This window comes from Flavobacterium tructae, from assembly GCF_002217475.1.
Taxonomy (GTDB): Bacteria; Bacteroidota; Bacteroidia; order Flavobacteriales; family Flavobacteriaceae; genus Flavobacterium; species Flavobacterium tructae.
Genome location: NZ_MUHH01000022.1, coordinates 147740 through 174729, shown reverse-complemented (window position 1 = coordinate 174729; position 26990 = coordinate 147740). Strand labels below are relative to the sequence as shown.

General features: G+C 35.3%; 24 protein-coding genes. 11 read left to right on the top strand and 13 right to left on the bottom strand.

Annotation, left to right across the window (positions count from 1 at the left end):
* Positions 1-765 precede the first annotated feature (765 nt).
* Together B0A80_RS10630 and B0A80_RS10625 are read right to left on the bottom strand one after the other, a co-directional pair.
* Positions 766-2001 (bottom strand): ABC transporter permease, encoded by a 1236-nt coding sequence (locus tag B0A80_RS10630; protein ID WP_089077270.1) that lies wholly within the window; start codon positions 1999-2001, stop codon positions 766-768.
* A gap of 118 nt (positions 2002-2119) precedes the next feature.
* On the bottom strand, positions 2120-2614 hold the full coding sequence (locus B0A80_RS10625) for a YkgJ family cysteine cluster protein (protein ID WP_017498845.1): 495 nt from the start codon (positions 2612-2614) through the stop codon (positions 2120-2122).
* Positions 2615-2688: 74 nt separating this feature from the next.
* On the opposite strand from B0A80_RS10625, the gene B0A80_RS10620 reads away from it, so the two are divergent.
* Both B0A80_RS10620 and B0A80_RS10615 read left to right on the top strand, forming a co-directional pair.
* A complete protein-coding gene (locus B0A80_RS10620; RefSeq protein ID WP_089077269.1) occupies positions 2689-3396 on the top strand; it encodes a class I SAM-dependent methyltransferase in 708 nt (235 codons plus the stop codon).
* A gap of 11 nt (positions 3397-3407) precedes the next feature.
* Entirely contained in the window at positions 3408-3953 is a 546-nt protein-coding gene (locus B0A80_RS10615; RefSeq protein WP_089077268.1) for a YfiT family bacillithiol transferase, read from the top strand.
* A gap of 86 nt (positions 3954-4039) precedes the next feature.
* Here B0A80_RS10615 and B0A80_RS10610 read toward each other — a convergent pair whose 3' ends face one another.
* From B0A80_RS10610 to B0A80_RS10575, 8 genes are all read right to left on the bottom strand, one after another.
* On the bottom strand, positions 4040-4672 hold the full coding sequence (locus tag B0A80_RS10610; RefSeq protein ID WP_017496141.1) for a 7-carboxy-7-deazaguanine synthase QueE: 633 nt from the start codon (positions 4670-4672) through the stop codon (positions 4040-4042).
* Between the two features lie 100 nt (positions 4673-4772).
* On the bottom strand, positions 4773-6440 hold the full coding sequence (locus B0A80_RS10605; RefSeq protein WP_089077267.1) for a tetratricopeptide repeat protein: 1668 nt from the start codon (positions 6438-6440) through the stop codon (positions 4773-4775).
* A 17-nt stretch (positions 6441-6457) separates the two neighbouring features.
* The gene (locus B0A80_RS10600) at positions 6458-7375 is read right to left on the bottom strand and encodes a PstS family phosphate ABC transporter substrate-binding protein (RefSeq protein WP_089077266.1); all 918 of its coding nucleotides are present in this window, start codon (positions 7373-7375) and stop codon (positions 6458-6460) included.
* A gap of 2 nt (positions 7376-7377) precedes the next feature.
* Entirely contained in the window at positions 7378-7608 is a 231-nt protein-coding gene (locus B0A80_RS21020; protein WP_017496144.1) for a hypothetical protein, read from the bottom strand.
* Entirely contained in the window at positions 7608-8408 is an 801-nt protein-coding gene (locus tag B0A80_RS10590; protein ID WP_070906550.1) for an energy transducer TonB, read from the bottom strand. Before B0A80_RS10590 ends, B0A80_RS21020 begins: the two co-directional genes overlap by 1 nt.
* A gap of 38 nt (positions 8409-8446) precedes the next feature.
* Positions 8447-9001: an ExbD/TolR family protein gene (locus B0A80_RS10585; RefSeq protein WP_070906549.1), complete on the bottom strand. Its 555-nt coding sequence runs from the start codon at positions 8999-9001 to the stop codon at positions 8447-8449.
* Between the two features lie 19 nt (positions 9002-9020).
* Positions 9021-9647 carry an ExbD/TolR family protein gene (locus B0A80_RS10580; protein ID WP_017496147.1) on the bottom strand — a complete coding sequence of 209 codons (627 nt, stop codon included), beginning with the start codon at positions 9645-9647 and terminating at the stop codon, positions 9021-9023.
* A gap of 52 nt (positions 9648-9699) precedes the next feature.
* Positions 9700-10524, bottom strand: a complete 825-nt coding sequence (locus B0A80_RS10575) for a MotA/TolQ/ExbB proton channel family protein (RefSeq protein WP_017496148.1) — start codon at positions 10522-10524, stop codon at positions 9700-9702.
* A gap of 379 nt (positions 10525-10903) precedes the next feature.
* Between B0A80_RS10575 and B0A80_RS10570 the strand changes: the two genes are divergently transcribed.
* Positions 10904-12421: a helicase HerA-like domain-containing protein gene (locus B0A80_RS10570; RefSeq protein ID WP_089077265.1), complete on the top strand. Its 1518-nt coding sequence runs from the start codon at positions 10904-10906 to the stop codon at positions 12419-12421.
* Between the two features lie 89 nt (positions 12422-12510).
* Here B0A80_RS10570 and B0A80_RS10565 read toward each other — a convergent pair whose 3' ends face one another.
* A complete protein-coding gene (locus B0A80_RS10565; RefSeq protein ID WP_089077264.1) occupies positions 12511-13851 on the bottom strand; it encodes an FAD-dependent oxidoreductase in 1341 nt (446 codons plus the stop codon).
* 219 nt (positions 13852-14070) lie between these two features.
* On the opposite strand from B0A80_RS10565, the gene B0A80_RS10560 reads away from it, so the two are divergent.
* From B0A80_RS10560 to B0A80_RS10535, 6 genes are all read left to right on the top strand, one after another.
* Positions 14071-14664, top strand: coding sequence for a GNAT family N-acetyltransferase (locus tag B0A80_RS10560; RefSeq protein ID WP_070906546.1), 594 nt, complete (start codon positions 14071-14073; stop codon positions 14662-14664).
* A gap of 64 nt (positions 14665-14728) precedes the next feature.
* The gene (locus B0A80_RS10555; protein WP_089077263.1) at positions 14729-15286 is read left to right on the top strand and encodes an HD domain-containing protein; all 558 of its coding nucleotides are present in this window, start codon (positions 14729-14731) and stop codon (positions 15284-15286) included.
* A 29-nt stretch (positions 15287-15315) separates the two neighbouring features.
* Positions 15316-16110, top strand: coding sequence for a helix-turn-helix domain-containing protein (locus tag B0A80_RS10550; RefSeq protein WP_089077262.1), 795 nt, complete (start codon positions 15316-15318; stop codon positions 16108-16110).
* Positions 16111-16190: 80 nt separating this feature from the next.
* Positions 16191-17720: a serine hydrolase gene (locus B0A80_RS10545; RefSeq protein ID WP_089077274.1), complete on the top strand. Its 1530-nt coding sequence runs from the start codon at positions 16191-16193 to the stop codon at positions 17718-17720.
* Between the two features lie 358 nt (positions 17721-18078).
* Positions 18079-19542, top strand: a complete 1464-nt coding sequence (locus B0A80_RS10540; RefSeq protein WP_089077261.1) for a serine hydrolase domain-containing protein — start codon at positions 18079-18081, stop codon at positions 19540-19542.
* Between the two features lie 205 nt (positions 19543-19747).
* A complete protein-coding gene (locus B0A80_RS10535) occupies positions 19748-20191 on the top strand; it encodes a hypothetical protein (RefSeq protein ID WP_089077260.1) in 444 nt (147 codons plus the stop codon).
* 163 nt (positions 20192-20354) lie between these two features.
* Here the strand turns inward: B0A80_RS10535 and B0A80_RS10530 are convergent, their stop codons facing one another.
* Positions 20355-22721 carry a penicillin acylase family protein gene (locus B0A80_RS10530; RefSeq protein ID WP_089077259.1) on the bottom strand — a complete coding sequence of 789 codons (2367 nt, stop codon included), beginning with the start codon at positions 22719-22721 and terminating at the stop codon, positions 20355-20357.
* 141 nt (positions 22722-22862) lie between these two features.
* Here B0A80_RS10530 and B0A80_RS10525 point away from each other — a divergent pair, with 141 nt between their 5' ends.
* Positions 22863-24425 (top strand): hypothetical protein, encoded by a 1563-nt coding sequence (locus tag B0A80_RS10525; RefSeq protein ID WP_089077258.1) that lies wholly within the window; start codon positions 22863-22865, stop codon positions 24423-24425.
* Positions 24426-24554: 129 nt separating this feature from the next.
* Entirely contained in the window at positions 24555-26366 is a 1812-nt protein-coding gene (locus B0A80_RS10520) for a hypothetical protein (protein ID WP_089077257.1), read from the top strand.
* A gap of 57 nt (positions 26367-26423) precedes the next feature.
* Here the strand turns inward: B0A80_RS10520 and B0A80_RS10515 are convergent, their stop codons facing one another.
* Positions 26424-26876: a glycine zipper family protein gene (locus tag B0A80_RS10515; protein WP_089077256.1), complete on the bottom strand. Its 453-nt coding sequence runs from the start codon at positions 26874-26876 to the stop codon at positions 26424-26426.
* Between the last annotated feature and the right edge of the window lie 114 nt (positions 26877-26990).

Genomic DNA, 26990 nt, shown 5'->3' with positions numbered 1-26990 from the left:
TTTTTCTTAATTTCGCTTGTTTCTCAAAGCGGGTGCAAAAGTAGAAAACTTATTTCTAATCGGCAAGAGTTTTTTGAAGTTTTTTTTTAGAAAATTTCTTTTCGTTTTTAACTTCCCTCCTTACCAATCTTTCAATGAACTTCCCTTGTTTTGCGGGGTGCAAACTTAAAACTTTCTTTCTTTACTCGCAAGCTTTTTGGAATCTTTTTTTGAAAATTTCTTTCCGTTTTAATTCCTTCGCTTGTCAGTATTTCTGTGAACGTTTATCGCTGTTGCGGGTGCAAAAGTAGTCACTTTATCCGCTTTTACAAGCTTTTTTTAAACTTATTTTTAATCTTTTTCGAAACTTTATCTTAACACCCTGATAACACCTCTTTTACAAATTAAATCATTTTCAGATTTGAAAGGTTTTTCTTCGTTCAAATAAAACTCTTAGATACAAAGCCCCATTTTTACTGGTTTCTTACTAATCTCGCAAAGACGCAAAGACGCGAAGTTTTTGTTTTTCTTGTCTTATTTCTTTTGAAAACCCATGCCCTAGCCCCGATAGTAGTGGAAATCCTTTTGATTTTTCCTTTAAAAAGCAAAAGATTGAAGCGGATAGCGGGATAAAGCTTCGACTTCGCTCAGCCGGACAGAAACTGCTTTTCTTGCATTTTCGCTCAGCTGGACGAAATCACTCCTTATATAATAGGTAGTAAAAAAAACAAACCCGACAGGTTTTGAAAACCTGTCGGGTTGTATATACACTCCAGAACAATACAATTACTCGAAACGAATAGCTTTAACCGGAGAAATCTTTGTGATTATATAGGAAGGAATCAACAGCACCACAAAACAAACTCCAACCGTTAGCAAATTCAATAAAATAATATGCCAAATATTAAAATAGACCGGAGCCTGATTTACATAGTAATTTTCAGGATTTAAGCGAATCACTCCAAACTGCTGTTGAATTAACAACAAAGCAATACCAATTAAATTTCCCCAAAACAATCCCCGAACAATCAGATAGAACGCGTTATATAAAAACACTTTACGAACCATCCAGTTATTAGCTCCCAACGCTTTTAAAATTCCAATCATTTGGGTTCGTTCTAAAATCAAAACCAACAGCGCTACAACCATGTTAATGGTAGCCACCAATATCATTACCCCTAATATTACTATGATATTAAAATCGAAAAGCTGCAACCAATCAAATATATAACTGTACTTCTCTATTATTGTTTTGGTATCCAGATTAGATGATGTTTGATCGTAGATTTTTTCTCCTGTTGTTTTAATAGCATCAAAGTCATTAATGAATACCTCAAAAGCGCCAACCTGATTGGGACTCCATTTATTAATTCTTTGAATATGCCTTATATCCCCCAATATATAAGTGGCATCAAAATCCTGAAAACCTGAACTAAAAACACCTGCGATTCTGAATCGGCGGCTATTAGGCATTTTCCCTTGCTCTTCTTTGATAAAAAAAGTATTAAAATTATCTCCTACTTTAAGATGAAGCCGATCTGCAAGGAATTTTGAAATCAAAACATATTCGTTTAAAGTAGCTGAAAAATCAGGCAACTTCCCTTCAACCAAATACTCTTCTATATTTTTCCAGTCATAATCCGCTCCGACTCCTTTGAAGATTATACCTTCAAAAGAATTCTCTGTCCTGATAATACCAGCTTTACTAGCGACTGCCTGAATATGATTCACCTCAGGAACTGATTTAAATTCAGGATAAAACTCCTGTTTTTTCGAAATAGGAATCAAAGTAACATCAGAATTATTATTATCGTAGTTTGAAATTATAATCTGCCCGTTGAAAGCCGAAACTTTATCCCTTATTTTTTTTTGAAGACCAATCCCTGTCGCAACAGAAACAATCATCATTATCATACCAATAGCGATGGCCGAAATAGCAATTTTAATAATAGGCGCGGAAATACTGCTTTTAAAATCCTTTGCAGTAATTAGTCTTTTAGCTATGAAATATTCTAAACTCAAATTTTATGTTGTCTTGAAATTATTAATTACATCCGTTTCCGGTTCATTCGAATCAAAAGTACATTTTAAAAAGCAAAAATGAATTGCTTCTAAGAACAATTATCAAATGTTTAGAAGGTCATAAAGGAAGCTTTTTCTTCATTTCCTCCACTATATTATATGCAGCAGGACAAATGGCAACATTCTTCAATGTTAAGTCCGCTATCTGATGAAACTTTTTACGATCTGTATGCGGAAATTCTCTGCATGCTTTCGGACGAACATCATAAATCATACAATAATTTTCATTGTCCAAAAAAGTACAAGGAACACTTTTCAAAACATAATCTTTGTCCTCATCAATTCTGAGATATTGTTCGATAAATTGCTGCGGCTTTTGTCGGAATGATTTTGAAATTCTTTCGATATCAGCCAAAGTAAACAAAGGCCCGGTAGTTTTACAGCAATTCGCACATTGCAAGCAGTCTGTTTTCTTAAATTCGGCATCATGTAAATCCTGCATCACATAATCCAAATTTTTTGGCTGTTTCTTTTTAAGCTTATCGAAATACTTTTTATTTTCGATATGCTTATCTTTGGCTAACTTATTTAAGTTATTTAAAATTTGCTTCAAGTTTAAGATTTAAAGTTGAACTGCAAAATTAAACAACTTTAAACTTGTAACCTTAAACTTTGAACTAAAATACAATGAAAGATCTTTTCGGGAAAGCCATGTACGATTTCCAAACCAATAATTCACCTGAGAATATTATCACTGAAACTTCGATTTCTGAAGAAGACGAAATGAGTGTGGATTATTTATTCCGTTCGTACAATGAAATGCCTAAACTCGAACAAAAAGCATTGCAATTAGCCTTCGGAAAAACTCTGGACGTAGGCTGCGGAGCCGGAAGCCATAGTTTATCTTTACAAAATGACAGAAATCTGGAGCTTGTTTCAATTGACATCTCAAAAAATGCAATCGAAACCTGTAAGCTTCGCGGAGTCAAAAATGCTATAGTCAAAAATATTCTGGATTTTGAAGAGGAAAAATTCGACACTATCATTTTACTAATGAATGGAGTGGGAATTTTTGGTAAACTAGAAAATTGCAACAAGTACCTTTCTAAACTAAAATCACTTCTGAACCCGGGCGGGCAAATTTTACTCGACAGCTCAGACATTATCTATATGTTTGACGAAGACGAAGATGGCGGAAAATGGATCCCATCCGATAATGACTATTATGGAGAGCTTGTGTTCAACATTTCTTATAAAGGCGAGAAAGAAGAGCCGTTCGACTGGCTATACCTTGATTACAATACTCTTCAAAATGCCGCTGCCGCTAATGGATTAAAATGTGAGCTCATCCTTGAAGGCGACCACTACGATTATTTGGCTAAACTTTCCCTATAAAACAACAAAACATGAACGAAACAGATTTAGAAAAACTAAAATATCCAATCGGAAAGTTTAAAACTCCAACAGATTATACCTCGGAGTACATTTCTGATAGTGTTGCCATCATTGCCTCTTTTCCTGAAAGATTAAAAAAAGAAACGATTCATTTAACCGACGAACAACTAGACACTCCTTATCGTCCGGACGGATGGACTGTTCGTCAAGTAATTCATCATTGTGCCGAAAGCCACATGAACTGTTATATCAGAATAAAATGGGCTTTAACCGAAAATAATCCTGTAATAAAAGCTTATGATGAAAAATTATGGTCCGAATTGCAGGACAATCTAACCATGCCCATCCAACCAACCTTACAATTACTGGAAGGACTACATTACAGACTAGCTTATATCATGAAAAATCTAAGTCCGAAAGATTTAAACAAATCATTTATTCATCCCGAAAATAACTCCGAATTTCTGATCAAACAAATCATCGGAATGTATGCTTGGCACAGCAACCATCACCTGGCCCATATAACAAATTTAAAAAACAGCAAAAATTGGATCTAAATCCGATGTTTCCTTTTTACACAGTGTATACTATTTCCCAGAAACAAAAAATCTCTTCAATTGAAGAGATTTTTTGTTTAGATTCCTTAAGGAATATTTAAATATTTATGCGTTTGAAGAGAAACTCTCCATTTTGGGTTGTTCATCACATAATCTACAATCAGAGGCGTCATTTCTTCTTTTTTACTCCATTCTGGCTGAAGAAACAAAATTGCGTTGTCATTTACCAACTCAGCTTGCTCTTCTGCAAAAATAAAATCGTGTTTGTTATAAATAATTACCTTCAACTCATGCGCATTGTCATACACCGTTTGAGTAGGCAATTTATTTTTTTTAGGCGAAAGACAAATCCAATCCCAAGTACCTGATAACGGATAAGCTCCTGAAGTCTCGATATGAACTTTCATATTTTTATCCTTCAACTGTTGAGTCAATAAACTCATATCCCACGTCAAAGGCTCACCACCTGTAATCACAACAGTATCAGCCTGACTTGATGCATTATTTACAATTAAATCAATACTTGTTGGCGGATGTAACTCGGCATTCCAACTTTCCTTCACATCACACCAGTGACAACCCACATCGCAACCTCCAATTCGTATAAAGTAAGCAGCTGTCCCAGTATGGAACCCTTCTCCCTGAATGGTATAAAATTCTTCCATCAAAGGCAACATCGCTCCTTTATTTACTTCTAATTGTATTTCTTTTGATAACATTATTCTATTTTAAAGTGCAAAGATAGTCAATTAAATACGGAACAAAAAAAACCGATAGTTCAAAGAAACTATCGGCTTTATATTTGACTGTAAATTTATATTATTTTAGAGCTTTTACTGATTGCGCAGCGTAAGCATTTGCAGGATCTAAAGCTAAACTCTTATTGAAATATTCAATTGCCTTTGCTTTATCAGTATTTGCATAACTAGCACCGATACTATTGTAAGCTTCTACTACTTTTTTAACTGTAGCTGGCTTAGCCAATTCTTCAGCACCTTTTGCCGTAATTCTTGTTACGTACTCTTCGTAGTTTTTAATGATTAAATCATCTTTTTCTAACAAGTTGTTAATTCTACCTTTGTACAAGTAAGCCTCATTATAAGTTGGTGAAGCTTCTAAGATTCTGTCAAAAGCAACATCCGCTTTACCTAAAGCCACAGCATCTGCAGCTCCATTTGTTTTATTTGCGTTAGCATAATAAAGAGAAATACCGTAATAAATATTATCATCTAAGTAGTTTTTAGACTCTTTGTTCGTTGTTCCAAGCTCTAAAACAGTAGCAGCCTGAGCAAATTGTTTTTTCCCGAACAAAGCTTTTCCTAAATCAGATAATTCTTCAACCACTAAAGGCTCTAGTTCGATCGCTTTTTTGATATCAGCTATACCAGCATCAAAAGAAGCCTGATCAACAGTTCCGTCAGCAGCAGTTCCTTTTTTAATTTTAGATAAACCTAAATACAAATAATCTCTACCAATTACTTTGTTAGAAGGTACTTTGATATAATCTTCAATAGATTTGATCGCTACATCTACATTTCCATTCTCATAAGCAGCATAACCTAAATATCTGAAAATTCTAGGATTTACTTTATCCTCAGCAATCATTTTGTTTGCAACAGTCTCTAAACTTTTATAATCCTTAACCAAGATTAAGAAATCTGCGTGACGCATTTTAGAATCTAAAGAGTAATCCGTAAGATTTAAATACTTCTCGTAGTTTGTAATTGCATTTTGCATGTTAACTTTAGAAGTAGATGGTTTATTTCTTCCCCATTTATAGTAAGTCTCAGCTAACTCTCTGTAAACCGGACCATAATTAGCGTTCAAAGCAATTACTTCATTAAAAGATTTAATTGCTTCATCATAAGATTTAGCGCCTTTTAATAAAACTCCTAGCTGCATTTTTGCTCTTAAAAGCGTTGGGTCAGCTGTAAATGCATCACGGTATGCCTTGTAAGCATCGTTTTGATTGTTTGCTCCGTAGTATGCATCACCAATAGCTAAAAGTGCAGTCGCATTTTGAGGATCAATTACCAACGCACGCTTCAAAACAGCTATCGCATTTGTATAATCTGGCGAAGAAGAATTCATGTAAGCTCTACCAATGTAAATGAATTCCTCTACATCTTTACGCTTCATATCTTTTGCGGCTAAAGCAAAATTTGCCTGAGCTGCAGCAGCATTCTTCGCATCAAGATCTAACTGACCTAATCCAATATAATTTAAGTTTTTCTTATCTGATGCCTGTAAACCATTTGCATAATAAATTTTAGCAGAATCAATGATTGCCTGATTTAAATATACATTACCTAAAACAAAATTAGCTTCTCCATCAGAAGGTTTTGCTTTGATGATTGATTTAAGCAATGACTTTGCTTTTTGAAATTGCTCAGCATCGATTGCTTTTTTAGCTTCTTTGATATCTTGCGCTTTTACTACAGTAGCTGAAGCAACTAAGGCAAGACTAAAAATTTTAAATTTATTCATCTCTAATTGTAATTAATTTATTCTTTATCTTTTACTATTTGATTCCTTATTTTAAGCTTTCTTCCAGGAGTTCTTACCGGTAATAAACCTGATTTTAGAACTATCCTCTGTCCAATATCGCCGGCAATAAAGGATGCAAACCCCATTCCCAAGCCAGAATAACCCTGGCAATTTATGATAAACAAATCACGTGCCAAAGGGTATTTTACTTCTGCAAGATCATTTTGAGTTGGGCTATAATATTGATTACTATTTAATCCTTTAACACTCAATACATTTATTTTCTTCACCACTTCAGCCATGTTTGGTGAAGGCTGAGAAAGCCAGTTTACACCAACTACCCCGATCATACCATCATTCTCAGATACAAATTTAATGACTTCATCGTTCGTTTTAAAAGAAAACACTCCTTTTGCAGGAACATCTTTAACTTTAGCCAATTCTTTCATATAACGTACGGTACTTGAATTTGGATTATCAAACACAAGTCCTTTAATTTTTGCATCAGGTTTGCCCTGCATAAAATCGATTACCGTTTTCAACGCTATTAATGTATCATTATTGCCTTTGTTCGAAATAAAAGCTATTGCATCTGTCGCAAAAGGGGTAACTCTGGGTTTTATTTTACTTTTTTCGAATTTAGCCAATTCTTCTTTAGTCAAATCTCTCGTTGTCACTACTACTGAAGCTTTCTGATTGAGTAAATCATTTATAAGCTCAGCTTCTGACTTAGGTTTTACCGTAATCTTTGCATCGTAATAAGTTCCTTCGAAGACAGCAACCTGATCGTCCACAATAGGTTTTATAGTTTCATCGACAGTAATATCGATTGCTCCTTTTAAAATTGTTTCTTTATCGTTTTTACTTTTTTGGTTGCACATGGCAAACAAAAAAACAAAAACAACCAAGCCTGCAATCTTACTATACTTTAACATAATTATTCTGCGTTTGAATTAATTAATCTCAAAAAACGAATTGCTGAATACACTATCAATAATCCTCCAAAAGCATATCTATACTTTTGCTCCATATTTAGCGGAAGTTTTTCCCAAAACATGATCATTAAACCGAGTACAAGATATATTAAAAAGAACAGTATTCCTAAAACAAGAAGAAATCGCTCTTTGAGCGATTTCTTCTGAATATTATTAAGTATACCTTTTAACATTATTCTGCAGATTGAATAGTAATAGGCAGAGAGTAAAGTACCCTAACTTTTTTACCATTTTGCTCGCCGGGAGTCCATTTTGGACACTTTTTAAGAACACGAATTGCTTCTGCTCCTGTACCGTAACCGATATCCCTTAAAACTTTAATGTCGGTTAATGAACCGTCTTTTTCAACTACAAAAGTAACATAAACTTTACCTTTTAAACCTTCTTCTTCCGGAGTCTTGTAATTGTTTCCTACGAATTTGTAGAATTTCTCAATTCCTCCAGGGAAATCTGGTTTTACTTCGATACCTGCAGTATTATAAACGTTGTTATCTTCCTGAATGATCTCTGTAACTGGTCCTTTACCAACTGGCTCATCAACAGTTAAAACTGCATCTGGATCTCCTTTGATGGTTTCGTTACCTACTTTTTTATCTTTAAGTTCCTCAATTTTCGGAGGATCTTCAGTAACTTCATTTGCCTTAGCAACAACCGGTTTCACGAACTTCACCTGATCCACTTTTGGTGGTGGTGGTGGTGGTGGTGGTTGGTTTGGCTTTACTTCCTCTTTTTTAGGAGGTAATTTTACTGTCGCAATCTTAATATCATTATTCACATCATCTTCACTAGAATCTGGTAAAAAGCTTGCAATAAGAGGAGCTGCAACAGCAAAGCTAAAAATAACCGATCCAATAATAAGAGACTTTACAGTCGTCTTACCGTTCGATTTTCTTAACTCATATGCACCATATATCTTATTACGCCCTTCGAATACGATATCAAGCCACTGATTTTTAATTATATCTAATTTCATTTTTCTTGATTATTAGGAGGTTCAAAAAAAGACAACCCTTATTGTTTATCAATCAATTTTGTTTCCTCAGGTGAAAACTCAGGAACGATAGCATAAGTATCTACTCCAGTGATAGCCATCTCATCCAACATATCAACTAAATTGCGGTAAGTTGCTTTTTTAGTTGGCTTAATGATAACTATAATTCCATTCTTAGGTTTTCCTAAAGCAGCAGAGTAAGCTAATACTTCTTTCTTTTGCTTCAATAACTCCTTACGAATACCATCCTTACCATATGCAATATCTTTAGGCCCAACCTTAGGTGTTGCCAATAATCCCATATAATAAACCATTTTATTGTTTTCCCCCATCATAACAGTCATTGTACGATTCTCATCAACCTTAACTGGAGGTGTCTTATCGTCTGGATCTTTATCTGGTAAAGACAAATCCATCGATTGAGGTTTTGACAACGATGTGGTTAACATAAAGAATGTGATCAATAAGAATGCCAAATCTACCATCGCCGTTAAATCGACTTTCGAGTTTTGCTTTTTACTTCTTACTTTACCACCTTTTCCGCCACCACCGTCGCCGGTATTTAATTCAGCCATTTTAGTGTATCTTTTTTAATTAAAAGTCTTTTCCTCTCATACCTGTAACTAAGTTAAAGGAATTGATTTTTTGATCTTGTAAAATATCCATAATCTTTTTGATTTGTGGATACTGCTCTTTAGCGTCACCTTTGATCGCAATCTGCAATTCTTTATCATCAAGGTCAATTGCGGCTCTTCTTGAAACCAAAAGCCATTCTTTTAATTGATTGTCTAAAGAATCAATTGGAATTCCAGGTTGATCAGCTTTCACTCTATCCGCAGCTTTCATAGCGATAATTTGTTTCAAATTTGCTACTGGTACACCGAAGTCATCCATTAAGGCAAATTTAGTTTTATCATCTTCTGAGAAAGTCACACCAAATTTAGCTCCCATTCCTTCAAGAGTTCTTTTACGAATCTCTCTTCCTTTGATATCAAAAAACACTTTGCTTTTTCCGTCTGCTCCTTTACCGATCGTAATAATTGCCAAATCAGAATCTGGTAATTTACTTTGAACAGTAGAAGAAGGCATATCTACAGGAAGTGCTTCTGGCACCTTAGCAGTAGCGGTCAAAATAAAGAACGTAAGCAAAAGGAACGCAACATCACACATGGCAGTCATATCTGTCGATGTTGACTTTTTTTTCATTTTTATTTTAGCCATTCTCTTTTATTTTATTTTGATAAATAATTAATTATATAATATCAAAAATTAATTATTGTTTCAAACTTCCTCTGAATCTTCTGTAAGTATTTACGATTGTAGTACCAGCCTCATCGATAGAGTAAGTTAAATCATCAATTTTAGCAGTAAAGAAGTTGTAAGAAACGATCGCTAAGATTGAAGTAGAGATACCTGTTGCAGTGTTGATAAGTGCCTCAGAAATACCTGTTGCAAGAGCAGCCTGGTCTGGAGTTCCAGCAGAAGCTAACGCACCAAACGCTTTAATCATACCAGATACTGTTCCTAATAATCCTCCTAAAGTTCCTAATGATACTAAAGTAGAGATAATAGTCATGTTTTTTTCTAACATTGGCATTTCTAATGAAGTTGCCTCTTCGATTTCTTTGTGGATTACTTCTGAAGCTTCTTCACTGTTGAAACCTTCTTTTTTAACATCTTGATATTTAATCAAAGCAGATTTAATTGCATTTGCAACTGAACCTTGTTGTTTGTCACATGAAGCGATAGCAGCCTCGATGTTTCCTTCTTTAATGCTTCCTTGTACATTTTTCATAAATGTATCTAAGTTAGCTTTACCAGCAGCTTTACCGATAACAATAAATCTTTCAATAGAAAAAACAACAACCATTAAAAACATACCTAATAATACTGGTACGATAAAACCTCCTTTATAAACCTGTCCTAATGTATTGATAGGGTGACCAGTTTCTGGATTTCCTCCTTCAAAGTTAGCTGCATCTCCCATGATTACTTTCCAAATAAACACCCCAACTAAAATACACGCTACAATAATGATTCCAGTGATCATTCCTCCTCCGTTTGAAGTGCTTTCTTTTTTAACTTTAACGTTTGCCATTTTTTTTAATTTTAATAGTTTTAAATAATTTTATTTTTTAGTTATATTTAACTTGTAGAGGAGCAAATTTATACGTTTAGTTTAAATAAAAAAACTTTTTTTAATTTAATTGAAGGAAATTTAACGTCAATTTAAAAAATATCTCATTAAATTGCCGATATCATTTTTTAGATAAAACAAAAATAAGGGCTAATAATGGGAAAATTACAACGTTTTAGTAAATATTCAAACATTCCATTGATATCTTCTTAAAAAGTTGCGAAATTGTTTTTTATATTTTTTTTAACCCAAAAAAGTTTTTTCCTACTAAAGAAAAACAGCCTAAAATGTTAATAAACCTAGCAAACCTCTTATAATCATCTAAATTACAAATAAAAACATGAATAAAAAAGACAATTTCATTCAGGATATCAACAATGGCTATTCTTCGAAGGGAGATAGTATTGTTCTTGGAAGCGCCATTCTGGACGGAGAACCACTTGGAGAAGCTCATGTCAAAATTCCTCTGAAAACATTAAACCGTCACGGGTTGATTGCGGGGGCAACGGGAACCGGAAAAACCAAAACGATACAGGTTTTCTCTGAGCAGCTTTCGAATGTGGGAGTTCCTGTTTTGATGATGGATATTAAAGGTGACTTTAGTGGAATCGCCGAAGAAGGTAAAGAAGAAGGTTTTATAACAGAGCGTCATGCTAAAATAAACATACCTTATAATATAGCTTCTTTTCCTGTTGAATTAATGTCTCTCTCAAAACAGAACGGAGTTCGCTTAAGAGCTACTGTTTCGGAGTTCGGACCGGTATTGTTTTCCAGAATATTAGACCTGAATGATACCCAGGCGGGTGTGGTTGCCGTTATCTTTAAATACTGTGATGATAATAAAATGCCGCTTTTGGATTTAAAGGATATTAAAAAGGTCCTTAATTATATTACCGAGGAAGGCAAAGATGAAATATCTGCCAATTATGGCAAAATTTCAACCGCAACTACAGGAACGATTTTGAGAAAAATCATAGAATTAGAGCAGCAAGGCGGTGACTTGTTCTTTGGTGAACTTTCGTTTGAAATTGATGATTTAATGCGAATTGATGAAAACGGAAAGGGTTATGTAAACATTATTCGTTTGACGGATATTCAGGACAAACCTAAATTATTCTCGACTTTTATGCTGAGTTTATTGGCTGAGATTTATCAGCAAATGCCGGAAAAAGGAGATGTTGTACAACCTGAACTGGTTATTTTTATTGATGAAGCACATTTAATTTTCAATGAAGCCAGCAAGGCTCTTCTGGAACAAATCGAAACGATTGTAAAACTAATACGTTCTAAAGGGGTTGGAATTTATTTTGTAACTCAGAATCCAATGGACGTTCCGAGTGGTGTATTGGCACAATTGGGTTTAAAAATTCAGCATGCGCTAAGAGCTTTTACTGCCAATGACCGTCAGGCGATTAAAAAAACAGCAGACAATTATCCAACTTCTCCTTATTATAAGACAGATGAGTTACTAACCAGTTTAGGAATTGGGGAGGCTTTGGTAACTGCATTGAATGAAAAAGGAGTCCCTACTCCGCTTGTAGCGACTATGATGCGTGCACCTATGAGTCGAATGGATGTGTTAACTGCTGAAGAAATTGAAGGGATCAACAGCAAATCGAAACTCGTAAAAAAATACCTTGAAGAGATTGATCGGGAGAGCGCTTATGAAATTCTGAATAAGAAAATTGAAGATGCCACTCAGGCGGCTGCAGAACAGGAAGAAGAAACACCGGCAAAATCATCTAAATCTGAACCAAGCACAGCAAGTGTAGTTGGTAAATCGGTTTTAAAAGTGGTTACCAGCGCTACTTTTATAAGAGGTGTTTTTGGAGTCCTGTCCAAAATCTTCAAGAAATAACCTATCAAAAATCAATGACAATGTCAAAAATCAATTTGAAACTGATGGAGACATTGTCATTGTTATTGATATTGCTTTTTGAGATTGATTTATTTCTGAAGTAATTCCAGTATTTTATTTTCTACTTCCGGACTGTTCCAGATGTTTTCAATATTTTCTATTCGTAAAACTTCTTCCATTATTACATTTTGAAAATCGCCAATTGCCAAAGCTTCGGAATAAGGACGATCACTAAAGGTTACGCGACTGTAAAGCGGAATCCATTTATCAGGATGTTTATCTGAGAATGCTTTTTCGATTTTCTTTTGCAATAAGAATTTTTCATCAGCCGTTTTGGTACTCATCTCCATAAAATTGCGATAAGACAATTCGGCAATTGCATCGGCATTCGGTTTACGTGAAATTTGATACTCTGAGAAGATTTTCTTCCAATCGTCTCCATATTTTCCAATCATTTCACTTAAAACGGTGATATCTTCAAAACCCGCATTCATTCCTTGTCCGTAAAACGGAACAATGGCATGACAAGCATCTCCGATTAAAGCAATTTTATCTTCGTATGTCCACGGAAAACATTTCATGGTTACCAAAGTACTGGTTGGATTTTTAAAGAAATCATTTGCCAGTTCAGGGATTACTTCGATCGAGTCGGGGAAATTCTTCAAAAAGAAATCTTCAACCATTTTACGATCTGTAAGCGACGCAAATGAATTTTCGCCTTCAAAAGGCATAAACAAAGTACAGGTAAAACTTCCATCGAGATTAGGAAGTGCAATTAACATGTATTCGCCACGTGGCCATATATGAAAAGAGTTTTTATCTAATTTATGTGAAGCATCTGCATTTGCCGGGATGTTTAGCTCTTTGTAGCCCATATTCAAAAATTCCTGGGAATAATTGAACATGCTCTGACGCTGCATTCGGTGTCGTATTCTTGAGAAAGCACCATCAGCACCAAAAACCATATCGTACTTTTTCTCTTCCCACTCTCCTCTTTCGGTTTCACCTATATGTAACGTAGCATCATTTAACGTCACGTCCCAAATTTTTTGTTCGAAAAGAAATTCTGCACCTGCTTCTTCCGCAAGATCAATCATTTTCCGGTTTAAAGTTCCTCTGGAAATAGAATAAATGGACTCGCCTTCCTGACCGTAGTTCTGAAAATTGAGTTTGTCTACCAAATGAATGGCGCGTTTGTCCATTGGGATAGCAATTTCCCGAACGGCATCTCCAACACCAACGCCGTCAAGTGCTTTCCAGCCCCGATTTGACATTGCCAGATTTATAGAACGACCTGAGAAATTAATTTTACGGATATCAGGACTACGATCATAAACATGAACGGTATGACCTGCTTTTTTAAGATAAATCGCCAAGAGTGATCCTACTAATCCGGAACCAACAACAGCAATTTTTAGTGGAGTTTGCATCAAGAAAAATCTAAATATAAGATCGTAAAAATAAGTAATAATTGTACATAAGCTTTAAAATAAATCAATTATTTACTGTAGCAACTCACAACCGTTTGGATTTTTGCCAGGATTCCGGGTTAATTTAAAAATATAACAAAATGTTATTTTATTCGATTTATCTAAAAAATTTAAACTCTTACATTCGCTTTCGGTTTTACCTTAATATATATCAGAATCATGGACAGCACAATTTTACAATCAGAAATTATTCTGGAAAACGAAAAAGTACTATTAATTCCGTTTGAGAGTCGAAGAAACATTGAACTCAAAGAAATCATTTTTGACGATGGGATCTGGAAATACATGGGCATGTACGTTCGCGATGAGAAAGATTTTGAAAATTACATTCAAAATACTCTACAGCAAAAAGCCGCCGGGATTTGTTATCCTTTTTTAATCATTGATAAAGCCACCAATCGGATTGCAGGAAGTACCAGATACGGCTACCTGAATCTTGCAAGTCAGAAATGTGAAATTGGCTGGACCTGGTACGGGGAAAATTTTCAGGGAGCCGGCTTAAACAAAGCCTGTAAATTTGAGTTGCTAAATTTTGGATTTGAAGCCATTCAATTCAGAAGAATACAATTCAGCGCTGATCTTGAAAACAGAAAGTCACAACGGGCAATTGAAAAACTGGGAGCAACCAAAGAAGGTCTTTTCAGAAACAATTATATCGATTCGGAAGGAAAAAGTAAAGATGATGTTTATTACAGTATTATTTCCGAAGAGTGGCAAGCAGTTAAAACGAATTACTTTCCTGAATTTATATAGGAAAAGCGCCTCAACTATTGTGATAGAAAAATGGTATTTTAGCTTCTCCTAAAGTACCTCTTCTATGACTGAATTACAGACTATCTATCAAAGAACCCTAAAATTTGCTGCAAAAAGACACGCCGATCAGAATCAGGTAATTCCCGGAACCAATTTACCTTATGTTGTTCATTTAAGCAATGTAACCATGGAAATTCTATTTGCTTCGCAAAACACAACGTCTTTTAATACTGCATTTGCAATTCAAATTGCATTACTCCACGATATTCTGGAAGATACAGCAACTACTTTTGAAGAACTTGTAGCGGAATTTGATGAAGAAATTGCTCAGGCCGTCCTGGCACTAACCAAGAATTCTAAGATACCTAAAGAAGAAAGAATGACCGATAGTCTGGTCCGAATTAAAGCATTATCAAAAGAAGTGTGGGCTGTGAAATTAGCTGACAGAATAACTAATTTACAGGTTCCGCCAGAAGACTGGAGTTTAGAAAAGATAAAAGAATATCATAATCAAGCGCTACAAATACTAAATACACTTAAAGGCAGCAACGCTTATTTAGAAAAAAGACTTTTAGAAAGAATTCAAAATTATTTACTGTATTGTTCAGTTGAAAAATCATAGGTCACAACTCATCCAAACATAATCTCAAAATGAACCTCTATTCAGAACATTATGTAAGCGAAAAAAGCGAGCGATTTGTTACCAAAATCTGGTGTCTGGATAATGGCAATGGTAAAACAACAGTTGAAAATAAGCTTGTCTTACCCAACGGCTGCTTTAATCTCGCTCTTATTAGTGGCGAATCAATAGAAGTACACACCAGTAAGCGAAAATATGAGATGAACGAAGGATTTTACTTTTGTTCGCAAATGACGAACAAGGTTTTGGTCAACATAAGACCTAAGACCAAAGTAACCATCATTCAATTCCAACCCTGGACGCTTTCGATGTTTCCGCAATATGATTTAAGCCATTTTAGCGATTCAATTATCAGGATTAATCCCGAAGAGCTTCCCTTTAAAATACAATCTGATGCTGTTACTAAAAATTTGTTGCATGCTATTAATGTTTATTTTGAAGAATTGTCTGCTTCACATTCAGAGAAAAATACCATCGAAAAAATCTGCGAAATCATCAGACTTCACAACGAAGAAATCTCGGTTTCCGAAATTAGCGGGATTTTAAAGGTCTCTCAGCGGTTGTTGCAGATGAAGTTTAAAACGGCAACTGGGCTTACGATTAAAAAATACATTCAGATTCTGAAGTTCAGAAAATCCGTAGATCAAATGGTACATTCGAATCCTGAGAAACTCAGTCTGACAGAGGTTGCACTTTACAATAAGTATTTTGACCAGTCGCATTTTATAAAACAATTTAAAGGTGTCATGAAAACAACTCCAAAAACATTCAACTCCAGTTTGTACTTTCTTTCTAAAAAAAGATAAGATTTTCGCATTTGTACAATTTTTAGGTTTTGGATTGCAGTACTATTGCAAAATCATCAATCAATCAAACCAAATATAAAATGAAAATCAATCCATCTATTTTCCCGTTAAAAGTTTTTTTAATTGGAGTATTACTTTTCCACTCTCAAATCGGGTTTTCTCAAGAAGAAAAAAGCTCCGAATTGTATAAGATCATTATGTCACGAGACAGTCTTCTTTTTAATGTTGGCTTTAATACCTGCGACATTAGCCAGTTTGAAAATCTTTACAGTGACAGTTTTGAATTTTATCACGACAAGGACGGTCCTTCGGACAAGGCTCTTTTTTTAGTCAATCTCAAAAAAGGCTTATGTAAATCGGTTGAAACTTACAAAGCCAGAAGATACCTGGTTCCTGGCAGCACCGAAGTTTATCCGTTATATCAAAAAGGCGTGTTATATGGTGCCATTCAAATGGGAATTCATCAGTTTTACGAAAAATCAGCAGGAAAAAATGAATCTCTTGCAGACGTGAAGGAGAAATTTGGCAGTACTGCACGATTTACTCATCTATGGATTTTAGAAAATGGGGCATGGAAACTTAAAAGATCTCTTAGTTACGATCATCAGGAGACCAATACAGCGGGCACCCAATCGGATATCTTTGACAACGATGCTGCCATTAAAAAATGGCTGGTTCAGAATAATGTTCCGACACTGGGTATTGGCGTGATCAATGATGGGAAACTACAGGAAGTAAAAGTTTTTGGTGACCTTAAAAAAGGAGTTGCTGCACCTTACAATACCATTTGGAATGTGGCTTCTTTGACTAAGCCAATTACTGCCATAGTCACTTTAAAATTGGTAAGTTCCGGAAAATGGGATCTCGACGAGCCTCTATACAAATACTGGACAGATCCGGATATCGCAAATGATCCGAATACTAAATTATTAACCACGAGAATTATCTTAAGTCATCAAAGCGGTTTTCCGAATTGGAGGTATATGAACAAATCTGGCAAATTAGATTTCAAATTCAAACCCGGAACAAAATACCAATACTCGGGAGAAGGCATGGAATATTTGCGAAAGGCTCTGGAAAAAAAGTTTCATAAATCACTGGATCAATTAGCGGATGAATTGATTTTTAAACCGTTAAAAATAAATGACACCAAATTTACCTGGGGCGCCATAACCGATGTTTCGCGATATGCCACTGGTTACGACAATAAAGGGAATGCTTATGAGCCTACCAAAAATAAAACGGCAAGTGCAGCCGATGACTTGCTGACAACCCTTGAAGATTACGGGACATTTCTATGCAGCGTGATGAACAGTGACGGTTTGAGTAAAAAAGTTTACGAAGACATGACCGCACATCAGGTTCAAACTAAAAAGAATAAATATTTTGGTTTAGGGTTTGAGATTTATGATTTAGGAAATGACGATTTTGCTTTGTCACATGGCGGAGCTGACAATGGGGTTCAGACGATTTTCCTGTTACTTCCAAAAACCAAACAAGGCCTGATTATTTTTACCAATGTTGATGATGGATATAAGGTTTACGAAAAAATCCTTACACATTATATGGGTGAAAAAGGGAAGAAAATAATTGAGATTGAAACCAAGTAAATCTTAATTCAAAAAGTGATGTGTACAAAATCATTATTCGGAAATCTATGGTAAAATTATGTATTCTTATTGTGTTATTTTTAAGTGAAGTTCTATTTGCATAAACCTATTATTGATTTAAAAAAAATTTGTTAGTTATGAGCATAGGCCTATAAATAGTGGTGGTTCCTGGCAGTTCCCGGTCTATGCTCTCCCGCAAGAGTGTTAAGAAAAAGATAAAAAAAGGATTGATTCTGAAACATAATTAAAAATTCGTCGTCTAACAAAAGACAACGACATAATCCTGAACAGATTAAAGAGTTTCAATCATCAAATCAAAAATCAATCACTGATTTACTAACCTTAATCATCAATCAATATGCAGAAACCAATCAAACTAGTTGTTCTTAGTGTTATTCTACTATTTTTCGCTTTGAACATTACTTCCGCACAGGACAAAGCGAAACAAATTGACCAATTATTAACTACCTACAATCAATATGGTCAATTTAATGGTTCGGCACTGGTTGCCGAAAATGGAAAGGTAATTTTTAAAAAAGGATTCGGCTCAGCCAATATGGAATGGGATATTCCGAATCAGCCTGATACCAAGTTCAGATTGGGCTCGATCACCAAACAATTTACCGCTTCTTTAATCTTAAAATTAGTAGACGACGGAAAACTAAAACTGGACGTTCCTATCACTACTTATTTACCGGATTACCCTAAAGAAACCGGCGACAAAATAACACTTCATCACTTACTTACGCATACCTCAGGAATTCCAAATTATACCGCTACACCAAATTTTCTTAGAGATAAAAGCCGCAATCCTTATACTCCGGAAGACTTTGTAAAAACATTTAACAAATTGCCTCTGGAATTCAAACCAGGTGAAAAATTCAACTATAGTAATTCCGGATATTTCCTCTTGGGGTATATTATCGAAAAAGTTACCGGTAAAACCTACGAACAATATTTGCAGGAAACTATTCTTACTCCTTTAAAAATGGTAAATACAGGTTTTGATCATAGTGAAGTTATCCTTAAAAACAGAGCTGCGGGTTATGAAAAACAAGGCAAAAATTTTGTCAATTCTTCTTTCATTGACATGAGTATCCCATATGCCGCGGGATCTTTATATTCTACTGTCGAAGATTTATACATATGGGATCAAGCGCTTTATACGACTAAATTGCTTTCAGAAAAATCGATGGAGTCTCTTTTTAAACCGTATATAAAAGCCTGGGGAGATTTTTACAGTTACGGATGGTTTATTTCAGAAGCTAATAATGGTAGTAAAGACAAAGTAAAAATTACGGAGCACGGTGGAGGAATTAACGGATTTAACACGCTCATTTCACGTGTTCCTGCCGATAAAATTCTAGTGGTGTTACTTAACAATACAGGCAATACTGTTTTGGGCGAAATGAACACTGCTATTCGTGCTATTTTATACAACCAGCCTTATAAACCTGCCAGAAAATCATTGGCAATTGATTTATTGGATGTTTTCTCTACAAAAGGATTAGTAGCCGGAATGGATACTTATAAAAAACTAAAGAATGACCCCACTTTTGTTATTAAAGAAAACGACATGAACGAAGCCGGCTATCAATTGCTGCAAAGCGGAAAAAAGAAAGAAGCTATTGAAGTATTTAAAATTAATGCGGAGACTTTTCCAAAATCCGGAAACGTGTATGATAGTTTAGGAGAAGCCTATCTGACAGATGGAAATAAAGATTTAGCGATAACCAACTATAAAAAATCGGTGGAACTAGATCCTTCAAATGAAAACGGGAAAAAGGTCTTAGACGAAATTTCAAAAAACAAAACGAAATAACTCTCAGCAAACCTCTTTAAAAAACTCCGCTAAAATTGATTTCAAATCAGTTTTAGCGGAGTTTTTTGTTACAATTTCTAACAGTCATATTCGATAATTTAGCATTAAAAGAACTATTTTAGCGCTGCCCAAAAAAACAAAAAATAAACCCTCAAATCAACGTGATTTACAGCAATAATTGTTGTGAACTGTTTTTACTTAACCTATGAAAAAATTAAAGACACAAACTCTTTTAGTACTCGTACTATGCCTGTTTCTTCCGCTTATCGGTAATGCTCAAACCTCAACCAAGACCGTACCGATGCCCAGTCAGCAAAACAAAATTATCATTGATAAAATTGTCGAGGCTGCCCGTTACAAAAATTATGTGACCGATTTTTGTCTGGTAACTATTAGCGAAGCTGCCCTTAAAGAAAAATGGAACGATCAAAAAACGATTGAAATAACGGAGAGTATCGACTACAAAAACTTCCGGGACGCCGTTTATAATATGTTTGCTTTTTATAATGAAATAGAATTGGAAACACTTTTAAAAACCTATCAGAAAGATACTGCCTATCAAACAACCAATGTCATGGTTACCAACGATGCACTGGGTTACAATCTCGAAATATTTGCAAATGATATTGTTCGGGGAAGGTATAAATAGGTTCTGAGGTACTGAGGTTCTAAGTTGCTAAGGTTTTAATCTTTGTCAAAGCTTACACTTTGACAAAGATGTAATCATAAAAACGCAAAAGAAACTTTGCGAATCTTTGCGAAAAGACTTTTCGCACTTTGCGGTAAAACCAGTAATCCTAAAACTAAAAAAACTATTTCCCAGCAGGCTTAAATACCAATTTGGTGGATGTTTTAATGATCTCTTCTTTGTTTAGTTTCATCTTTCTGAATTTTCCTGCATTGTACATCTCGGCCTGATCGTCATAATGTTTACTAAACGGATTACCGGATTGTCCTGTTGGCAAAATACTCCAGCTATTTTCGATATCAGAGAAATCCACTACTCTTCTGGTTGATGGCCCGCCTTTTACGTGATACTTTCCTTCCTTATTGAATCCGAAAAACTGATTGTTTATTACTTCATTCGATCCCGGAGCTGCAAATGGCCCTACATTAAACAAACTGCGCAAAGCCGCTACTTTACCCAAAGGATGTTCATGTTCTACGGTGTGTGCTTTACCCCAGTTCCAATCTGCCACCTGATTCCCAAATTGTTCCTGAAGTTCCGCTATGGCTTCATGGAAAGATTTTGAAACAATATCACTTCTGGTTTCCTTTACATTCTTGGTTTTGATATTGTCCCACCAAACGGAATTTTCATTCTGAATTTGTCTTGCAATGATTTGCTTCCCCAGCGAGGTATCAAGATACAAAGTAAAGTTATCGGCTCCCATTTCGTCTTCAAAAGTATTTTTCAGGTACAGATAAACCCATTTATTGTAAATCGTTGGTCCAACATCCTCCGTATTATTGGTTCCTTTCCATGATTGCAAAGCATTTATCGCTTCTTTTTCTTCTGCGGAAAGCGAACTTCCGGCTACAGTCGAAATTAAACGTTGCACCACTCCCGGTGAAACCAGTGAAGTATTATCAAAAATCATCTTACTGATGGCTTCTTTATCCCAATCTGATTTTGCGTCCATTAAACCTGAAATTCTTTTGGCACGATCCTCCGGCAAATAATATCCCGGATATAAAAAGCCATCGATAGCCTCAGGCTGATTGTTGGCAGAATACACATAACCCCATTTTGGATTCTCGGCAGAAGGATTCTTCGAAAAATCTAAATGCTCTTTAATATCGTCTTTACCGCTGGCACCATCCAAAATAAGAAAGGTGTTCACTCCCTTATCGTGTTTATAAAGTGCTCCGGTTGCCCACCATGCCACATTTCCTTTAGCATCACCATACATCACATTCAAACCCGGTGCCGCTACAAGCGAAACTGCTTTTCTGAAATCGTCTTTATTTTTAGCATGTGAAAGTCCATAAACTGCATCTAAAATCTGGATGGGCTGTTGTGTATAAACCCACGACATTGCAATAGGATTCTTTTTTCCCAAACGATCCAGCACATCATTCATGATAGGCCCGTGGCGGCTTGATTTAACCGTCAGAACTACATCTGACGTATCTTTTACTTTTATCGTTTTTTTAATCGACGTATAAGCCGCAAAACCTGTTGGTGTCTGATATTGATTGGAATCACCCTCTTTATTTTTTTCCTGATAAAAATCGATATCATCATTTTCGAACATTGTCAGTCCGTAAGCATAATTGCGATTGTGCGCCAATAACGGATAAGGTGTTCCGGCCAGATAACAGCCGTACAATTCAAAATCCGGTGTTACCAAATGTGCTTCATACCAGGTCGCAGGCTGTGAAAAGCTAATATGCGGATCATTCGCAAAAATCACTTTTCCGCTTTTCGTTTTAGTGGGACCCGCAACCCAGCTGTTACTTCCCACAAAAGGAGGAATAAGTGAATTCTCCAGCAATGCCGCTACAGACTTTGAAATGGTGGTATATTCTTCGATATTCTCTTTTGAGTTTTTGATCCTGGTGGTATTAAACTCCCCCTCGATCCCTAAATCTTTTAAATATTCAACACCGTATTTATCCCGAATAAAAGTTAACAAAGGATCTGTTTTTTGCGCCATTGCAAAACTAAAAGACATATAACCAAAAATATTATACACGTCTTTTATGGTAAATTTTTCTTTTTTCACTCCTACCAGAGTAAACTCAATCGGCGTTACTCCCTCTTCCATGTACTGATTTATCCCGTCCAGATAAGCCATGGTCATTTTATAACTCTGACTGTTAGGATCTAATTTTGCTATGGCTTTTGCCGAAGCTTCTTCTATACCGATTCCGGAGAAAAATTTATCATTTTTTAGTGCAACCGATCCAAAGATTTCTGATAATCTTCCGGGTGCAATTCTTCGAAGTAATTCCATTTGCCATAATCGTTCCTGCGCATGAACATAACCAAGTGCCGTCATCGCGTCTTTTTCAGAATCGGCATAAATATGAGGCACTCCAAAATCATCAAAATACACTGTGGTTTCTTTCTGGAGGTTTTTCAGTTGTACTTCACCTTCGTATTTAGGCTTCAGATGAAAGATGTAGGCACAAAGACCAATTCCAAGAATAACAATCAATACCAATAAAACCAACAGAATTTTTTTTAATTTTTCTCATATTTATGAAACGTATAATGATAGATGATTTTGCAATGATGTAACTTAAATTTAAAATCCTGTAAGAAACATCTCTTTTAAAAGTCTAAATTTATGTATTTAAAATCAATACTATAAATGTCAATCTATAAAAAAATAGCGATCGGTATCATTTCAGTCCTTTTTTTTGTGATTTTATTCGATATGGGCCTCAACTATTGGATAAAAAAACAATTGCCTCTTATTGTACACGAAAAAAACAAAACTGCTTATTCGATTCATTACGAAAAAATCGAAGTCTCATTATGGAGCCGAAGCATCAATGCGCAAACCTTACTGATCCATCCCAAAAATCAGCTTCAGAACAGCAAAACAAAAAACGGAATCTACTCCAAAATTGAATCCATTACGATTCGTCATTTTAACATTTGGGATCTGGCCTTTCGCGATATTATTCAAGCCGAAAGTATCATCATCGATAAACCCCGCGTCATTTTATATAAAAAAGGGGATAAGCTTTTAAACAATAGCAGAAGTATTCAAACAGAAATTATAACCCCTTTTCAAAAAATAATTGCGGTTTCCAATATCTATTTAAACGAAGGAAGTGTTGATGTGGTTTCACTGAACAATAACCAACCTATTTTTAGCATCAAAAAAATGATTCTAAAGCTCGAAGGAATTTTGGTCACTCCTACTACTTTAAAAGAAAAAATCCCCCTGCATTTTGAAAAGTATGTTTTGGTCTGTGATAGTTTATATTTTAAACCCAATGCCTTTTATCGCCTGAATATTGGCAAAATCAGTAGTGAAAATCAATTCCTAAGGCTTAAGAATTTTTCTTATTTGCCTGAATTTAATCGAAAAGAATTTGTTCAAAAACTCGACAAAGAGAAAGATATTTATACGCTAAAACTGGATTCAGCTGACATTGAAAAAATGGATTGGGGTTTTAAAAAAGAGCAATTTTTCTTCAAAGCCAACTCATTGGTTGCTCATCATTTGAACGCTAATATCTATCGCAATAAAATACCGAAAGATGATTTGAGTAAAAAATATCTTTACAATGCCTTATTGCGAAAAATTAAGTTTCCTCTACAGATTGATACGATCCGGATTTTAAAATCAAAATTGGTTTATGAGGAAGAAATTGACTTTTCAAAAGGTCCCGGGATTCTAAATTTTGACAATTTCAATTTGCAGGCTATCCATCTGAAAAGCGGTTTTGCTTTAAAGAAAACTGCTGATGTGAAAATTAAAATCAATTGCCTTTTCATGAAAACGTCTCCTTTACATGTTGATTGGAGTTTTAATGTTCTCGATCCTAAAGACAGTTTTCACATTGAGGGAACGATCTCCCGTTTCAATGTTGACGCAATGGAACGTTTTACCAAACCTTACATCAACACTACTTTTACCGGCAAATTCCATAAATATCAATTTGATTTTTACGGAAACGATGATAACGTTAAAGGAAACGCTTTGTTGGACTATGAAAATTTAAAAGTAAAACTCTTTAAAAAGAAACATCCTGAAAAGGAAGCGAAACTAAAAACTGCAGTTGCCAATTTAGTACTCAAAGATGACTCGGGAGCAACATCTAAAACTGCTGATGTTGAATTGGACCGAATTCCCGAAAAATCTTTTTACAATTTTCTATGGAGAAGTATTGCAGCGTCTTTTTCCCAAATTTTAATTTAACTTATTTATTCTTCTGAAGAGTTTCATTTCGGATAAGGTCAAAGGAATAATAAACTGCAAACCTGATATTTATCAGGTTTTTTGAATTTTATTTTCCCAACATTTGCTTTTATTTTAATTTAAAAACAAATGGCAAAACCATCGTTACACACTTTTCATATTCCTGTAATGGGTCTCGCATATACAATTGACAGTCCGATTCGAGTGGCACAATTTGGTATTTCGTCTGTAATTTCTATCGCTGATGATGATCTGATTGAGAAGATGCGTAATTTTTACAGTACTAAATTTAATTTTCCGTACGAAGAGATAAGTCAAAAATTTCAGGACTACAGGGCACAGCGCATTACTTCATATCTCAATCTGGTCGATAAAATTGTGAAAGAGAAATTTGAAAATTTTAAAACGGAATTAATCGAAAGTAAAACTGCGTTAGAAAACTACATTGCGATGTTACCGAATACTTCCGACATCAAAAAGGGGTTTCAGAATTTACTGGAGGACGGAATTTCTTTTAAAGAAAATATCCAAAACTACATTGAATCACATCTTTCACCCGGTTGTATTGATGTGAATATCATGACCAAAATCGACAAAGATAATTTTGAAAAAAACGAACAGCTTCCGATTGAATTTAATGATGCTCATGCTGCTTTGCGAGGTTTCGCTAATAGTGATCTTGAATCTTCGGTGGTACTTTCTGCCGGAATGAATCCGAGATTGTACAGCTATTTCGAAAATTTTTCGGATTTCTTTCCCAATAGTAAAAACGAGCTAAAAAAGAGAATCATTCTAAAAGTCAGCGATTTCAGATCGGCTATGATACAGGGAAATTTCCTGGCCAAAAAGGGCCTGTGGGTTTCTGAATACCGCATAGAATCAGGGCTAAACTGCGGCGGACATGCTTTTGCCACTGAAGGTCTTTTACTAGGTCCGATTTTAGAAGAGTTCCTGCGGAAAAAGAATCAGCTTATTCAGTCTGCGCATGAATTGATGACAAAGGTATTACAGCAAAAACAAGTTCATGTCCCTGAAGCACCACTGCCTTTGAAAATTACAGTTCAGGGAGGTGTAGGTACTGCGGAAGAACACGATTTTTTATTACAAAATTACGAAGTGGACTCTGTAGGATGGGGATCTCCTTTTTTACTGGTTCCCGAAGCGACTTCTGTAGACCCCGCTACTCGTAAATTATTAATGGATGCTAAAGAAAAAGACTTGTATCTGAGCCACATTTCCCCACTGGGAGTTCCGTTTAATACTTTAAAAGGCACTACAAATGAGGCTTTAAAACAAAAAAGAATCGAGCAAAATAAAGCAGGGAGTTCCTGCCCGAAAAAATTTCTAGCCCTGAGTAAGGAATATGATCCACATGGAATTTGCACAGCATCGAAGAAATTTCAGGACATTAAACTGGCAGAATTAGACGCTAAAAAAAATAGTCTTTCGAAGGAAGCTTACGAAAGAGAGAAGTTTTCGATCACCGAAAAAGCCTGTTTATGCGTTGGATTAGCTAACGCGTCTTATTTAGAAAATAATATTCAGATAAAAGGTCAGGCGCAGGGAGTTGTTATCTGTCCAGGGCCTAATATGGCCTATTTTGACCAAGAAGTTTCATTGTCTGATATGCTGGCACATATTTATGGAAATAAATCAATTCTGAGGGCTAATAACAGGCCTAATCTGTTTGTAAAGGAATTAAAAATGTATATCGACTACTTTAGGAATGAAATAAATAATATTTCGGGAGAAATCACCAATGCCCAATTAAAGAAATGGACTGCTTTTAAAGCTAATCTCTTAGAAGGAATTGCCTATTATGAAAATCTATTTTCGTCTTCTTTCTATTTTCAGGAAGATCCCGAAAAAATCAAATACCAATTCGATTTTTACAAACTGGAACTGGCTACAATTAAAGTTCCAACTTGTGAGTTGGTATAAAGAAACCGCCGATTTAAAATTTAAATCGGCGGTTTTATTTTAAAACTGTTTTCCAGTTTACTCTTTTTTCTTTTTGCTGCCATCGATAATAGCTCCGGTTCCGGCTCCAACTCCTGCTCCTGCTAAACCGCCTATTATTGCACCTTCACCTTTTCTCTTGCTAACAATGGCTCCTGTCACTGCTCCTACTCCGGCACCTATTACAGCTCCTTTGGCAGCTGAACTCCAGCCTTTCTTTTTGGGAGTGGTTTGTGTTGCAGTCGAAGTTCCGTCAGCTTTTTGATTGACCACGACTACTTTTTGTGTTTCTAACTTTTGTTGCGCCTCTACCTTTTGCTCTTCTCTGATCTTTGCCATTTCCGTTCTCATTGAATCAATAACTCTTTGTTTACTGATTTCAACTTTCATCGAATCAATACTAGCTTGTTTTGCTTTATTGATATCCTCTTTTCCCTGATTCTGGCAAGAAACAAGAAATACCGCAGCTATAAAAATATATAAAGCTTTCATGAGATTGTAGTTTAAAAAATTATTACACTACAAAGTAAAGAAGAACTTTTTTCGAAAAAGTTACAGGATTTTGCAGAAAACTTATAGAATTTGAAGGTTCTGTTTCGCCACAGA